At 69.9% G+C, this 13,383-nt stretch carries 14 protein-coding genes; 5 read left to right on the plus strand and 9 right to left on the minus strand.

The features are described from left to right. Positions 1 to 28: 28 nt before the first annotated feature. The 5 genes from QFZ76_RS44730 to QFZ76_RS44750 form a co-directional block, all read right to left on the minus strand. Positions 29 to 487 (minus strand): PPOX class F420-dependent oxidoreductase, encoded by a 459-nt coding sequence (locus QFZ76_RS44730; protein WP_307679067.1) that lies wholly within the window; start codon positions 485 to 487, stop codon positions 29 to 31. Beyond that, positions 487 to 957 carry a lipocalin-like domain-containing protein gene (locus QFZ76_RS44735; protein ID WP_307679068.1) on the minus strand — a complete coding sequence of 157 codons (471 nt, stop codon included), beginning with the start codon at positions 955 to 957 and terminating at the stop codon, positions 487 to 489. Before QFZ76_RS44735 ends, QFZ76_RS44730 begins: the two co-directional genes overlap by 1 nt. Next, on the minus strand, positions 954 to 2,033 hold the full coding sequence (locus QFZ76_RS44740; RefSeq protein ID WP_307679069.1) for a DUF6081 family protein: 1,080 nt from the start codon (positions 2,031 to 2,033) through the stop codon (positions 954 to 956). The genes QFZ76_RS44735 and QFZ76_RS44740 overlap by 4 nt, the downstream gene beginning before the upstream one ends. Before the next feature lie 71 nt (positions 2,034 to 2,104). After that, positions 2,105 to 2,788 carry an HAD family hydrolase gene (locus QFZ76_RS44745; protein ID WP_307679070.1) on the minus strand — a complete coding sequence of 228 codons (684 nt, stop codon included), beginning with the start codon at positions 2,786 to 2,788 and terminating at the stop codon, positions 2,105 to 2,107. After that, the gene (locus QFZ76_RS44750; RefSeq protein ID WP_266451355.1) at positions 2,785 to 3,705 is read right to left on the minus strand and encodes a pseudouridine-5'-phosphate glycosidase; all 921 of its coding nucleotides are present in this window, start codon (positions 3,703 to 3,705) and stop codon (positions 2,785 to 2,787) included. The genes QFZ76_RS44745 and QFZ76_RS44750 overlap by 4 nt, the downstream gene beginning before the upstream one ends. A gap of 188 nt (positions 3,706 to 3,893) precedes the next feature. Here QFZ76_RS44750 and QFZ76_RS44755 point away from each other — a divergent pair, with 188 nt between their 5' ends. Beyond that, positions 3,894 to 4,952, plus strand: coding sequence for a DUF6081 family protein (locus tag QFZ76_RS44755; protein ID WP_307679071.1), 1,059 nt, complete (start codon positions 3,894 to 3,896; stop codon positions 4,950 to 4,952). 72 nt (positions 4,953 to 5,024) lie between these two features. Here the strand turns inward: QFZ76_RS44755 and QFZ76_RS44760 are convergent, their stop codons facing one another. The 3 genes from QFZ76_RS44760 to QFZ76_RS44770 form a co-directional block, all read right to left on the minus strand. Beyond that, positions 5,025 to 5,840, minus strand: coding sequence for an AfsR/SARP family transcriptional regulator (locus QFZ76_RS44760; RefSeq protein ID WP_307679072.1), 816 nt, complete (start codon positions 5,838 to 5,840; stop codon positions 5,025 to 5,027). Between the two features lie 348 nt (positions 5,841 to 6,188). Then, positions 6,189 to 6,746 (minus strand): hypothetical protein, encoded by a 558-nt coding sequence (locus QFZ76_RS44765; protein ID WP_307679073.1) that lies wholly within the window; start codon positions 6,744 to 6,746, stop codon positions 6,189 to 6,191. 167 nt (positions 6,747 to 6,913) lie between these two features. After that, positions 6,914 to 8,446, minus strand: coding sequence for an MFS transporter (locus tag QFZ76_RS44770; protein WP_307679074.1), 1,533 nt, complete (start codon positions 8,444 to 8,446; stop codon positions 6,914 to 6,916). A gap of 160 nt (positions 8,447 to 8,606) precedes the next feature. Between QFZ76_RS44770 and QFZ76_RS44775 the strand changes: the two genes are divergently transcribed. Both QFZ76_RS44775 and QFZ76_RS44780 read left to right on the plus strand, forming a co-directional pair. Beyond that, on the plus strand, positions 8,607 to 9,038 hold the full coding sequence (locus QFZ76_RS44775; RefSeq protein WP_373464453.1) for a MarR family winged helix-turn-helix transcriptional regulator: 432 nt from the start codon (positions 8,607 to 8,609) through the stop codon (positions 9,036 to 9,038). 217 nt (positions 9,039 to 9,255) lie between these two features. Continuing rightward, entirely contained in the window at positions 9,256 to 10,419 is a 1,164-nt protein-coding gene (locus QFZ76_RS44780) for a sensor histidine kinase (protein ID WP_307679076.1), read from the plus strand. A 12-nt stretch (positions 10,420 to 10,431) separates the two neighbouring features. On the opposite strand, the gene QFZ76_RS44785 is transcribed toward QFZ76_RS44780, so the two are convergent. Continuing rightward, positions 10,432 to 11,055, minus strand: coding sequence for a response regulator (locus QFZ76_RS44785; protein WP_373464454.1), 624 nt, complete (start codon positions 11,053 to 11,055; stop codon positions 10,432 to 10,434). 657 nt (positions 11,056 to 11,712) lie between these two features. Here QFZ76_RS44785 and QFZ76_RS44790 point away from each other — a divergent pair. After that, positions 11,713 to 12,711, plus strand: a complete 999-nt coding sequence (locus QFZ76_RS44790) for a beta-ketoacyl-ACP synthase 3 (RefSeq protein ID WP_307679078.1) — start codon at positions 11,713 to 11,715, stop codon at positions 12,709 to 12,711. Next, the gene (locus tag QFZ76_RS44795; RefSeq protein ID WP_307679079.1) at positions 12,708 to 13,265 is read left to right on the plus strand and encodes a flavin reductase family protein; all 558 of its coding nucleotides are present in this window, start codon (positions 12,708 to 12,710) and stop codon (positions 13,263 to 13,265) included. The genes QFZ76_RS44790 and QFZ76_RS44795 overlap by 4 nt, the downstream gene beginning before the upstream one ends. Positions 13,266 to 13,383 lie beyond the last annotated feature (118 nt).

Raw genomic sequence — 13,383 nt, forward strand, 5'->3', positions numbered from 1 at the left:
CGCGTCACCGCGTCGGCCCCCGAGGGAGCTACGACTCCTTCACGTTCACGGTCTCCGACAGATTCACCTTGGCGACGATCTGTTCCACCTTCACCCGGACCACCACGCCGTTGGGAATGGTGAACCGCTCGGAGAACTCCTCCTCGCGCCGCTTGCCGTGGTACCGGCCACCGATCCGGGCGGTCCAGGTGCGCAGCTCGTCGATGTCCTCGCTGAGCGTCGCCCGCCCGCGCACCAGCACGAACGAGAACGGCGGACGCTCGTCGTCCCACAACATCGCGATCCTGCCGTCCCGTTGCAGGGAGCGGCCCTTCACGCTGTCCTTCTGGCAGGTGTAGATGATGTCGTCGCCGTCCATGATCACTCCGACCGGGACGACATGGGGGCTGCCGTCCTTGCGGACCACCGAGGCCTTCGCGGTCCTGGGCGGATCGGCCATGATGAACTCCCGCCACCAGCCGTCGGGCGCGTCCACGTAACTGGGCATCAGTCCGTCTCCTTCTCCTGCTGTGCCGCCGTGTCGTCGGAGGCTGTGTGATCGGACGCCGTGCTGCCTGAGGCCGTGTCGTCGGGCTTCGCGCGGCGCCAGGTGAGCAGGCGTTCCGGCGCGCGGCCGCCCACCGGTGTCACGGCCGTGCCGCGCAGCGTCAGCGTGTCGCCGTCGAGCGCGACGCGGCGTAGCTGTTCGGTCCCCGCCATCCGCGGGTGGGCGCTGACCAGGACCCGGTGCGTCATCCGGTCCCCGGCCAGCCGCCAGTGCCCGGAGTAGCCCATGTAGGTCTCCAGGGCCGGGGTGTCACCGGTCTTCATCATGCTCACCGCGACATGGCCGTCCGCGGTGTAGATCAGCAGCCCGGCCGGTGCCTCGCCCAGTGGCCCCGCCGCCGTGGTCCCGTCCTCGTCCACCTCCGTGTACGAGGCCAGCCGCCACACTCCGACGACCTCTTCCGGGGTCACCGCGAGCGCCTGCTGGTGACGCGGTAGGAACCGAGCCGGACGGCCGCGCCCTGTCCGAAGAGCCGCCCGGCGTCGGTGCTGTCCTCGTCGGCGAAGGTCTGCTCCTGCGGCGCGCCGACCGAGGGCCGGTAGTACGTGGTGTGCTTGCGCCCGGACAGCCGTACCAGGCCCTTGTCCGTGGGCCAGGACGCGTCCAGCAGGGTCAGCAGCCCCAGCCCGGCGTTGAGCTGCCTCGGCCTGACCAGCGTCTCCTCGCCGCCCTCGTCCAGGGTGGCGGTGGACCGGTCGAGACGGTGGCCGATGCGGTCCACCCGGAACTGCTCCCGGCCGTCGACGATCCAGCGCACCACCCCGGCGGCGCGGTCGTAGGCGATGCCGAAGTCGTGGCTGTCGCCGGGCTGCCGGGTGGCCAGCGGCACGGTGTGCGCGAACGAGGCGTAGTTGCCCAGCTGGCCGCGGAGGAAGGTGGGGCGCCCGTACCAGGCGTAGATCCGCTTGTTGGTGACCACGAAGTCGAAGGAGACGGAGGTCTCCGGGTCGGTGGTCAGCATCATCGCGGAGGCCAGCCGCAGATCGTCGTCCGGATCCTGCACCGCGTCCCCGAAGGGGTGGCCCGCGGTGCCGTACGTCCGGCCGGAGAGCCGTGTCTCGAAGAGGAGTTCGTAGCCGTCGTGGGCGTCGAAACCGGGGTGGCCGCTTGTCGCGGTGTGACTGGTGTACGCGATGAACTTGGCGTGGTCCCCTGAGCCCGGCATGCCGACCGGGTTCTCGGCGGGGATGGTCTGCGTGAACGCCGGCTCGCCGGTCACGGGGTGGCTGCCGCGGGCCCGCACGGACAGCTCGCCCCGGCGGGTGGTGACGATGCCGTCGTCGGCCCGGTAGGGGCCGCCGGCCACGTGGAACCACCGGGCGTCCTCGCCCTCGGTGCGGAAACCGTCGGCGAAGTCGTCCCAGACCAGCCGGTAGCCGCGGCTGCCCGGTTTGGCGGTGGAGGTCCCCGCCGTCGTCATGACGGTGCCGAGTGCGGCGACGGCGAGCAGCAGGCCGTGCCGGGAGACGAACGTTCTGCGCGGCATCGGAGCCGCTCCTTTCCTCGGGGTGTCCAGCGCTGCGCGAGGGCGCGCGGTGCGGGGTGTGCGTGGCGTGTTCACCGGTGTCCCTCCAGTACGGCGGTGACCGCCGCCGGGAAGGAGTCCACGACGGCGTCCGCCCCCGCCTGCTTCAGTTCGTCCGGCCCGGACACGCCGTACGAGACGCCGATCACCGTCATTCCGCCGCCCCGCCCCATCTCGGCGTCGGGCACCCCGTCACCGATCACCAGGCACTGTTCGGGAGGGAGCCCGAGCTCCCGGGCGACATACAGGGCCATGTCGGGATGCGGCTTGCCGCGCTCCACGCTGTCGTCGCCCGCGATGACCGTCAGCCGGTCGTCCAGCCCGGTGAGTTCCGCGATGGCGCGCGCGGCCTTCTCGACCTTCGAGGTCGCCATGGCCAGCCGGAAACCGGCCGCGGACAGCCGGTCGAGCCCTTCGAGGACGCCGGGAAAGAGCAGCTCGGGACCGGCCGCACGGACGTGGGCCCCGAACCGCCGCCCGTACTCCTCGGTCGCCTCGGCGACCCGGGGGTCCTCCGCATGAAGGCCCATCAGCCCGGCGAGAGAGGCCGGCAGCGGCCGCCCGACCGTGGCGAGGATCGCCTCCCGGGACACCGCCGTGCCCATCGTCGCCAGGACCTCGGCGGTGATGGTGGCGATGGCCGCGGGGGTGTCGGCGAGCGTGCCGTCGAGGTCGAGGATCACGCCACGGACCGCCGCGGTGGGGGCGCCGGTCACCGCTCGGCCTGCACGGCGCTCAGGGCGGCGGAGAACTCTCCCGCGACCCGGGCGGTGCTGAGCAGCAGCGAGCGACCGGCCTTGGGCAGCATGCCGCCGGAGGCCCGGGCGAGCGCCTTCATCAGATACGGGCTGACCGCGTTGCCCACGATGCCGTCCTCGTCGCACTGCGCGAGGGCCTCGGTGATGGCCGCCTCGACGATCGCCTCGTCCACGGCGTCCTGCTCGTCGATGGGACTGGTGAGCAGCACCGTGCCGGCTCCGTTGACCTGCCAGTGCGCCTCGGCGGCGCGCGCGGCGACGTGCAGATCGTCCATGCGGGTCACGGGCACATCGGCCTCGCGCACCACGAAGGCCGGGAGCTTGTCCGTGCGGTACCCGAACACGGGGATGCCGGCCGTCTCCAGGTACTCGGCGGTCAGCCGATGGTCCAGGATGCTCTTCGCGCCGCCGCAGACCACGGTCATCCTGGTCCGGCGGAACTGGAGCAGGTCGGGGGAGATGTCGAGGGTGTCCTGGCCCCGGCGGTGCACACCGCCGATGCCCGCCGTGGTGAAGACCTCGATGCCGGCCCGCTCGGCGATCACGATGGTGCCGGCCACCGTCGTCGCCCCGAGGCCGCCGCCCGCCAGCGCGCCGCCGATGTCCCGCGCGCTGATCTTGGGAATGCCCTTGGTGGTGGCGAAGCGTTCGATGAGGGAGTCCGTCAGACCGACGACGAGTTTCCCGCCGGCGATCGCGATGGTGGCGGGTACCGCCCCGGCGCCCCGTACTGCCTTCTCGATCAGCGAGGCGGTCTCGGACGAGGGATCGGTGGTGATGAGCGAGGACTCCAGCGCCACCACCGGACGTCGTTCCGCGAGCGCGGTGGCGATCTCCTCGCTGACCTCTAGCAGCGGATCGGGCTGTCGTTCCATGTCCGGGGTGTCCTTCCTGAGGTGCGGGAACTGACTCGCGGTCACCATCCCCGCCCCCGCTGGAGCCCCGGTCGAGCAGTTGTCGAAGCTCGTGCCGCAGTGGTCCTCAAGAGAAACTCCGGTGCCTTCCGGCACGGTCGGGGAACCGGAAACCGCCGAAACAGGGGGTAGTTGTGGCAAGGGGAACGATGAGGCACAAGGTCGCGTACGCAGTGGTGGCCGCAGCGGCCGTGGTGGCGCTTCTGCCGGCCACCGCGCAGTCCGCTCAGACGGAACCGCAGGCAGGGTCCGGCGGCGGCACGGTCCTGTTCCAGGACGGGTACGACACCGGGTTCAGAACCGGCGAGGACGGCAACTGGCTGCTCCAGGGCGATGCGGAGTGGCCGACCGGGGACGCCGTCGTGACCACGCCGGGCGGCGTGCTCAACGTGGTGCCCACCGGCGTCAACCCGAAGACGGGGGATCCGGCCTACGCCCGCAGCACCGGACCGGAGGGCGGTGCGGACTCCGACGACCACATCAAGTGGATCGCTTTCCCCAACCGGTTCACCGCCGAGAACGTCCCGGGTTTCGAGGTGCCGGACACCGGCTCCATCAGCTGTATGCACAAGGTGGCGGCCCGGACCTTCGGTACCGAGAACCCGTTCGGCGCCACGGTCAAGGACCCGGCGTCCGACATCCGGCTCGCCTCGATCGCGCTGATCACCGCCGACTTCGAGTCGCGGGCGATCGCCGACTTCTCGGTGACCAACGACACCGTCTACGCCATCTACGAGCGCCTGCCGAGCGACACCGAGGACTACGCCTCGTACGGTTACGCGATCCCGATCGCCAGGACCGACCGGGGGGCGATGCACGAACTGGAGGTCCGCATAGACCAGGGCGGCAAGCGGGTGACCTGGTTCGTGGACGGCCGGCAGAAGCTCCAGACCGACAAGATCGGCACGCGTGCCTTCGACCGCAAGTACATGACGCTCGACCACGGCGGCGTCGAGGAGCCGGTGACGCTGAACCAGATCACCTGCGGCATGGGGCTGGGCAGTCTGCTGGACGGCGCCAAGCCGGGTGCCGCCGACGGCGGGGCGCTGGTGCGGCTCAAGAACAAGGACGGCTTCTACTTCGATCCGCGGCGCGGTGAGCCGGTGGAACAGCGGTTCCTCGACGACGAGAGCCGGATCGAGAACCGGCTCTTCGGTCAGGGCTCCGAGATGAAGATCGACTGGACCAAGGTGGTCCGCAGGCCCTGACCGGGCCAGGGGCACACCGGGCACGACGGAGCGGGGCCGTCCAGGACGAGGACGGCCCCGCTGCTGTGTGCGCTAGCGCAGTTCGAGGGAGAGGTCGCGCTCCACGTAGGTGCTGCGCGGCCGGCCCATGTTTCCGCCCAGGACCTGCTGGTGCAGCCGCTGTATTTTGGCGGACGGTTCGACGCCCAGTTCGCCGACGAGAGTGGAGCGCAGCTGCTGGTAGACCTCAAGGGCCCGCCAGGTGTGCCCGGAACGGCACAGGGCGATCATCAGTTGCGCGTGAAAGCTCTCGTGCAGCGGATGCTGGGCGACCAGCATCCGTAGCTCGCCGATGAGTTCGGCGTGTCTGCCGAGGCGCAGGTCGGCCTCGATCCGCAGTTCGAGCGCCCGTGCCCTGCCCTCCTCGATGCCGAGGATCTCGGTGTTCAGCACATGTCCCGTCGGCACGTCGATGAGGGCCGAGCCGTGCCACAGGGCAAGGGCCCGGCCGAGCACCTCGGCGGCCCGGCCGGCCTCGCCTGACTCCAGTGCGGCGCTGCCCTCCGCCGTGAGTCGCTGGAAGGTGCTGACATCGCTGCTGTGCACCGGTTCGGACAACTGGTATCCGCCGAACCGGGTGGACAGTACGTCCTTCGCCGTCGGGCGTCGGACGTCGGGCCGGGCGGCGCTGATCCTGCGGCGGAGTTGCAGGATGTAGGTCTGCAAGGTGGTCTGCGCACTGCGGGGTATTCGGTCACCCCAGATCTCCTCCATGAGAACCGGGACGGGCACGATCCGTCCGGCTCGCAGCGCGAGGAGTGCCAGTATCTGTCGAGGTTTGCCCGCGCTCGGCACGATCGATGTGCCGTCCAGACGGATGTCGAGCGGTCCTAATACTTCGATATCCATACCCAGCCCCCCTGTTGGGAATTCCAGTCGGGAGCCTCGCAGAGGATTTCGGATCGCCATAGTGAATCCACCATGGGTGTGCCTATGAATTCCTCATACCCGGGCAGGGGTGATGGGCGCGCGGACTGTGGGGAGGGTGAAATCAAGCCAATATCCCGTGGCGCTGCCCTGCCGGCCGCCGGACCGGAGAATGTGAATTCTGGCACAGTTTAGTCGGCGTGAACAAGCGTATGTAACGTAAATTTGTCGTGCTGTAGGCCGGGATGTAAAAGCCCCGGCCCGAGGGCGGGCGCGGGGCTGTGTGCGGCGCTCTGAGCGGCTCCGGGGCGGCGGGGCGCCGCCTTCGGTTCAGGACCGGCGGCAGTCCACATGGCTGATCTGCTTCCACGGCTGTCCCTCGAACCTGATGTAGGCGTCGTCGGTGTACCGGTCGCCGTTGATCACCCGGAACTCGTCCTTGCTGTCCGCGTGCCCGCCGGGCGTGATGTACGGCCCCTGGAAGCGCAGCATGCCGCGCTTCCAGCCGGGGGAGGTCGCGGTGCCGGTGTTGCCCCAGGTGTCCCAGTAGAAGGAGGTGTACTGGTTGTCGACCGTGTTCTCGCCGAAGACCCAGCGTCCCTCGAAGTCGGGGCTGCTGAGGTGCATCTCGTAGAACTTGTCCTTGAGTGTCTTCTCGGTGTCCCAGTGAAGGGTGACCGTGGTGGGCTCCTCGAGGGTGAGGTCGGTGTACGCGCAGGTGTATTCGCCGAGCAGGAAGTCGAGTTCGGCCATGGAGACCGCCGGAGCCGTCCCGCTCGCGGCCTGCTGGGCGCCCGCGGGGGCCGAGCCGAGCAGCGGGAGCACGAGCACGCCGACGAGGGTCGCCAGGGTGCCTCGGGTGAGCCGTCTCGAAGAGGTGGAGAGCATGGGCACGTCCCTTTCTTGGAGATTCCTAAAGGACCTGTGAAGGTCCTGTGCCGCACACTGTGGTCCGTGATGATCGAGGATCGGTCGAGGGCGCCCGGGGCGGACATGCCGGTGCCCCGCCGCGATCGCTCGCGACGGGGCACCCCTGGCGAGGGCGGGTGTCCCTCTCAGGGCGCGACGCGCGCCTTCGGCTCGGCCTCCGGGGGCAGGGCCGGGCCGGCGGTCGCCGCCGCGTGGTCGTGGTCGGTCTCGTCATCGGTGTCGTCGGCGTCGCTCACGTCGACGCGTCCCGGCGGCAGCACGAAGGCGAGCAGTCCGGCCAGTACGTAGAGTCCGACGACGGTCAGCAGGCCGACGACCGCCGAGTCGGTGGGCGAGTGCCGGTCCTCCAGGAACGTGAAGTAGACGGTGCCCACGATCGCGACGCCGGTGGCCACTCCGACCTGGATGGACGTGTTGATCAGCGAGGACGCGGCCCCCGAGGCGGACTTGGGCATCTGGGCCAGCACGATGGTGAGCAGCGTCCCCGCGACCATGGCGAGGCCGATACCGGAGACGATCATGCCGGGTGCCAGGTGCCACCACTCCAGCGAGCCGGAGTAGTGGTCGACGGTCCAGGCGATGACCCCCATGCCCACGGCCATGACCGCGCAGCCCAGGAGCACCACCCGGCGGCCGAGCGGCATCAGTTGCGGGGCCACGGACGAGCCGATGCCCACGCCCACGGTGAACGTGACCAGCGCGACCGCGGTGCGCAGCGGGGAGTACCCCTCGCCCGTCTGGAGGTGGACGGTGAGGACCAGCTGATAGGCCATTCCGCAGAAGAACAGGATGGCGACCAGCAGACCGCCGAGCGAGCTGCGGTGGTGCAGCAGTGCCGGGTTGATGATCGGTGACTCGCCGCGGGCGATCACCCGGTGTTCGTAGCGGACGAACAGCCAGAGGATCACCGGGCAGGCGATCATCAGGGCGAAGGTCCACCAGGGCCAGTCCAGTTCCCGCCCCTGCACGAGCGGGAAGAGCAGACTGATCAGGCCGACCGTCGCGATCAGGGTGCCGCGGATGTCGAAGCTCTCCCGGGTCTCCACGCGCGACTCGCGGGTGAGGACGGCGGCGGCGATCAGCGCGGCCAGTCCGACGGGGACGTTGATGAAGAAGACCGGCCGCCATCCCAGGTCGAAGAGGTCGGCCTCCAGCAGGACGCCGCCCAGCAGCGGGCCGCCGATGCCGCCCACGGCCAGTGACATGCCGTAGAGGGACATCGCCTTCGGGCGCTCGGACTTCGGGAAGTCCACCTGGAGCATCGCCAGGACCTGCGGCACCATCAGCGCGGCTGCGACGCCCTGGAAGACGCGGGAGATGATGAGCATCTCGGGATTGACCGCCGCACCCGCCAGTGCCGAGGTGGCGACGAAGCAGCCGAGGCCGATGAGGTAGATCCGTCGGCGTCCGAGCTGGTCGCCGAGGCGGGACCCGGTGATCATGGCGGCGGCGAAGGCCAGCGTGTACCCCGCCACCGACCACTCCAGCTGGGCGGACGAGGCGTCCAGGTCCTCCTGGACGGCGGGCAGGGCCACGTTGAGGACGGTGTTGTCCACCATGTCCATGAACACCGCGAACAGGGTGACGGCCAGCGTCGCCCAGCGCTTGGGGCTGTACTCCGCCGTGGGCGTCGTATCAGCTTGTTGTTCCACCGTCATGGGACGGCCCTTCCGGTAGGCTCGGGACCAGCACGGGAAGCAAGACAAATCTATTTTGCTTTCAAAGCAAAGCTATTGCGGGGGCTGTGTCATGTCAAGCGATGGTCATGAGGGGACAGAGCTGAGCGTCGACGACGGAGTCCGTACGCTCCTGCTCCTCATGCCACGTGTCGTCGCACGAACCAAGCGCACACCGGTGCCCCGGCAGTTGGAGGAGTACAACCTCGCTCCGCGCCACCTGTCCCTGCTGGCCTATCTGTTCTTCGACGGACCGCTCGCCGTGAACGAGCTGGCCACCCGGCTGGAGCTGGTCCCGGCCACCGTCAGCCTGCTCGTGGGGGAGCTGAACCGGTACGGCGTGGTGGAACGCAAGGAGGACGAAGCCGACCGGCGCCGCAAGATCGTCAGCATCGCCGAGCCCTATCGGGACGCGGTGCGCTCCTGGCTGGAGAACGGGGTCCGCGCCTGGCGGGTCGCACTCGAACCGCTGAGCCCGGCCGAACGGCGGACCTTCATCGACACCCTGCGCGCGTACGAGCGGGAGCTCATGGGCGCGCAGGAGCGACAGACGGTCGCCACCACCGCAGACTGATCGACGTCCGCAGGCGCGCGCCGTGGCGCGCCTCTCGCGGGAACGGCTCACCCTTGGGCGGGCCGGCCATTCCTGTGACGCGACGATTGTTCGCACGCCCCCGTGAACGGCTGCGGGGGTCGGTCCATGTATGCGCAGGGGGAAAAGCTACGTGGTCTACGCAGAGAATCGACTCCACGACGACGCCGACTTCGATGACCGTGAACCGGGAATCGGTGTGGAATTGGACCGAACGGGGCCGCGCCTGGCCCTGTTTCTCACCGCCGCGGTCCAGCTGGGCTACGCGCTGATGGCCATACTGAATCTGCTGAAGTGGCACCACGGATCCTTGGGTCTCGTGAGCGCCGTACTGATACTGATCGCGTTTTTCGGGCTGCAGCTGTTCCACTGCAATCCCTATACCGCTCACCTCAGGGCCAGGATCGGCCCCTGGACGCTGGCCCTCCAGGCCGCACTGGCCTATGCCCCGCTCCCCATGTTCGGCGTGCTGTGGGGCGGCTTCGGCGGATTCCTCTCGGGTTCCGTACTGGTCGTGCTCCGGGGATCAGCGCTCGCCTGGATCCTGTTCGTCCTCAACGCCTGTGCCGTGTTCGGGCTCGCCGTCGCCCGGTTCACCCTCGTCGAGTCGCTCTATCTGACGCTCGCCACCGTGGTCATCGGGCTGATGGTCCATGGGCTGACCCGGCTGAGCGACATCGTCGTCGAGCAGTACAGGCTGCGCCATCGGGCGGCCTGGGCCGCCGTCTCCGGAGAGCGCCTGCGCTTCGCCCGCGATCTGCACGACCTGCTCGGCTACAGCCTCTCCGCCATCACGTTGAAGAGCGAACTGACGCTGCGGAAGGTGGGAGTCGACGACGATCACGCCCGGAAGGAGCTGGTCGAGACCCTGAACATCGCCCGGCAGGCCCTGGCCGACGTCCGGGCCGTCGCCCACGGCTACCGGGAGATGTCCGTCGTGGCGGAACTGCGTTCGGTGACCGGAGTGCTGAACGCGGCGGGTGTGGAGACCGCGATCGAGGGCGAGCCCGGTGAGCTCGACCCGAGAACCGGCACGATCCTGGCCATCGTGCTGCGGGAGGCCGTCACCAATCTGCTGCGCCACAGCGCGGCGAGGCGCTGCCGTATCGAGTTCGGCGAGACCGACGGACGGTTGTGGATGGCGATCTCCAACGACGGCGTCGAGGCCGAGGTGTCACCCGTCGAGGCCGACCTCTGCAGCGGCGGCCTCGGCAATCTCGCCTACCGGCTGGGTGCCGTCGGCGGCGGGCTGATCAGCACCACCGAGTGGGGCTGGTTCCACCTGCGCGTCGTCGTGCCGGCCCGGCTCGCCGGACCGTGGCCCACTGCTGGGCGACGGCCCACTCCGCACCATGCGAGCTGACGGGCAGGGTGGTCAGATGACCCCGTTGTCCCGGGCGATCCGGACCGCGTCGACCCGGTTGCGGGCACCGAGCTTGTGGACGATCGTCGTGAGGTAGTTGCGCACCGTACCGAGGCTCAGGTGCAGTTCCTTCGCGATGACGCGAACGTCCTCGCCCGCGGCGGCCAGGCGCAGTACGGACACCTCACGCGGGGTCAGTTGCTGCGCCGGGCCCTCCCAGGCCATCAGGGCGAGTTGCGGATCGATGACCCGCTGCCCGGCCGCCACCTTGCGTATCGCCTGGGTGAGCTCGCTCGGCAGCGCGTCCTTGAGGATGTATCCGTCCACCTGGGCGGCGAGTGCCCGCCGCAGGGCCGCCGGATTGCCGAGGCTCGTGATGATGAGCACCCGGCAGGAGGGGAGACAGGAACGGAGCTTCGCGGCGGCCGTCAGTCCGTCGGTGCCGGGCAGATCGATGTCGATCACGGCGATGTCGGGCCGGAATTCCAGGGCGGCGGGCAGGATGTCGTTCCCATTGCCCACCTCCGCCACGACGCTGAGGTCCTGCTCCAGCTGTAAGAGCGCCACCAGCGCCCCGCGAAGCATGGGCACATCCTCGGCGATGATCAGCCGTATCACGAGCCTTTCCCCCCACATGGTTGATCTGCTTCTCTTCGCCGGCCGGCGGCTCGAGGCGGCCCGCAGCCGGCCCCTCCGGCCGTACCGGAGCGTTTCGCCCGCCGACGCGAGGCGTCGCGGCGGACCGGAGCGACCGGAGTCGGGGCGGGGTGCGGCCGGAGCCGCTCGTCGTCGAACCGCGGCGGGAGTCGGGCCGGTGCCGGGCGCGCCGGCTCCCCGTCGTCGGTCATCTGCAAGGGATGACCAGGTCCCGAACAGGGTCTGCGCGAGGGCAAGATGCCGTCGTCCGGTTCGACGGACAGCGCGATGAGGAGAGTGTCCGGTTCGGTGTGCACGGCGATCCCCCGGGGCCGAACGAGCTTCAACACCACCAATTCCGGATACTCTTCGCCTGTCCGGGCGAGCCGGAAGGCAGGTCAGTCATCGAGCCGCCGTCATCGTAGTCCGAACTTTCTTGCGATCGGCGGATATCGCTCCACCTTCGACATGGGCGAGTCACGGCGAAACCGGGTCATAACGCAGCCGCTTGTGCAGAGGTCGTGCGCCCGGTGTGCGGATCACGGCCGCCGCCCATGCCCTGAGCTGAGCTCAAGGGCTTCTCCACCGCACCCCTCGACGCTGGGCGCGATGGACGTATCCGTTCAGGATGCCGCAGCCGATACGGAGGATACGGTGATGACACGGACCGTCATGACAGCCGAGGCCCGCCACAGCGCGCTTCTCGGGATCGGCGGCTACCGGCCGCGCCGGGTGGTCGGCAATGCCGAGATCTGCCGGCTCATCGACTCCACCGAGGAGTGGATCGAGACCCGCAGCGGCATCGTCGAACGCCGTTTCGCGGACCACGACGAAACGCTGCCGATGATGGCCACCGCGGCGGCCGAGAAGGCCCTGGCGCAGGCCGGGACCACGCCCGACGAGGTCGACCTCGTGCTGGTGGCCAGCATGTCCAACCTGGTGCAGACCCCTCCGCTGGCGGTGCGGGTGGCGCACGAGCTGGGCGCGGGCTCCGCCGCGGGCGTCGATCTGTCCGCCGCCTGCGCCGGCTTCTGCCACGCGCTGGCCATGGCCTCCGACGCGGTCCGTGCGGGCAGTGCCCGCCGGGTGCTGGTCATCGGTGCCGAACGCATGACGGACCTCGTGGAACCCACCGACCGCACGATTTCCTTCCTCTTCGCGGACGGCGCGGGCGCGGTCGTCGTCGGCGACTCCGTCACGCCCGGGATCGGCCCGGTCGTACGGCGCGCGTACGGCGCCCACGGCGACGCGCTGAGGATGACCGCCCCCTGGGCCTCGGCCGGCGACGCCGCCCCCGAACGGCCCTGGATGCGCATGGACGGCCGCCGGGTCTTCCGCTGGGCCATGGACGAGGTGGCCCCCGCCTCCGCCCGTGCGCTCGGCGAGGCCGGGGTGACGCCGACCGGGCTCGGTGCCTTCGTTCCCCACCAGGCCAATCTCCGCATGATCGAGCTGATGTCCGAACGGCTCGGGCTCACCGCTGCCACTGCCGTCGCCCGCGACGTGGTCCGCTCCGGAAACACCTCGGCCGCGTCCATACCGCTCGCCCTGGAGGCGCTGCTCGCCTCCCAGCAGGCGTCCGCCGGGGACACCGCACTCCTCGTGGGTTTCGGAGCCGGCCTCAACTTCGCCGCCCAGGTGGTGGTTCTGCCGTGAACCGCACCGATCGGCGGGCCGTCGCCGACGTCGAGCCCTCCCAGGTCCGTGAGGGGTTCCGGGCCGCCATGGCCCAGCTCGCCGGCGGAGTCGTCGTCGTCACCACCGACGACGCCGATGGCCGTCCGCACGGCTTCACCGCCACCTCGTTCTGCTCCGTCTCCATGGACCCGGCACTGGTCCTGGTCTGCCTCGCCGAGACCTCCAGCTCCTATGCGGCGTTCATGGACTGCGGGGGTTTCGCGGTCAGCCTGCTGAGCCAGGAGCAGAGCGTCCTCGCCACCCGTTTCGCCACCACCGGCGCGGACAAGTTCCGCGCCGAGGACACCGTGACCACCCCGCGCCTGCTCCCGGCCGTGGCGGGCGCGCTGGCGGTCCTGGACTGCGCCGTGCACGCCCGTCACCCCGCCGGCGATCACATCATCCTGGTGGGCGCCGTACGGCATGTCCTCTCCGGCCGGGCTGAATCGGGCCGGGGCGAGCCGCTGGTCTACCACGACCGGGCCTTCCGGCAACTGCGCCGCCCCGACCACGCCCGCCTGCCACGTCCCTGACCGCGGGTCTCGCAGCGGCCCCCGGCGGACAAGAGGGCGTGCGAAGGCGTGAGAGGGGGTGAGAATCTGTCGTGAAGTGCGCCCTGTGTGGCGTGCGCCACCCGCTGGAAGCGGCCTT

It is taken from the genome of Streptomyces sp. V4I2 (assembly GCF_030817655.1).
In the GTDB taxonomy this organism is placed as follows: domain Bacteria; phylum Actinomycetota; class Actinomycetes; order Streptomycetales; family Streptomycetaceae; genus Streptomyces; species Streptomyces plumbiresistens.

Bases quoted from the DNA above. Each gene is read 5' to 3' on its own strand.
- QFZ76_RS44785 (WP_373464454.1), bottom strand. From the start codon at position 11,055: ATGTGGGGGGAAAGGCTCGTGATACGGCTGATCATCGCCGAGGATGTG.
- QFZ76_RS44760 (WP_307679072.1), bottom strand. From the start codon at position 5,840: ATGGATATCGAAGTATTAGGACCGCTCGACATCCGTCTGGACGGCACA.
- QFZ76_RS44770 (WP_307679074.1), bottom strand. From the start codon at position 8,446: ATGACGGTGGAACAACAAGCTGATACGACGCCCACGGCGGAGTACAGC.
- QFZ76_RS44740 (WP_307679069.1), bottom strand. From the start codon at position 2,033: ATGCCGCGCAGAACGTTCGTCTCCCGGCACGGCCTGCTGCTCGCCGTC.
- QFZ76_RS44765 (WP_307679073.1), bottom strand. From the start codon at position 6,746: ATGCTCTCCACCTCTTCGAGACGGCTCACCCGAGGCACCCTGGCGACC.
- QFZ76_RS44790 (WP_307679078.1), top strand. From the start codon at position 11,713: ATGACACGGACCGTCATGACAGCCGAGGCCCGCCACAGCGCGCTTCTC.
- QFZ76_RS44730 (WP_307679067.1), bottom strand. From the start codon at position 487: ATGCCCAGTTACGTGGACGCGCCCGACGGCTGGTGGCGGGAGTTCATC.
- QFZ76_RS44755 (WP_307679071.1), top strand. From the start codon at position 3,894: ATGAGGCACAAGGTCGCGTACGCAGTGGTGGCCGCAGCGGCCGTGGTG.
- QFZ76_RS44775 (WP_373464453.1), top strand. From the start codon at position 8,607: ATGCCACGTGTCGTCGCACGAACCAAGCGCACACCGGTGCCCCGGCAG.
- QFZ76_RS44750 (WP_266451355.1), bottom strand. From the start codon at position 3,705: ATGGAACGACAGCCCGATCCGCTGCTAGAGGTCAGCGAGGAGATCGCC.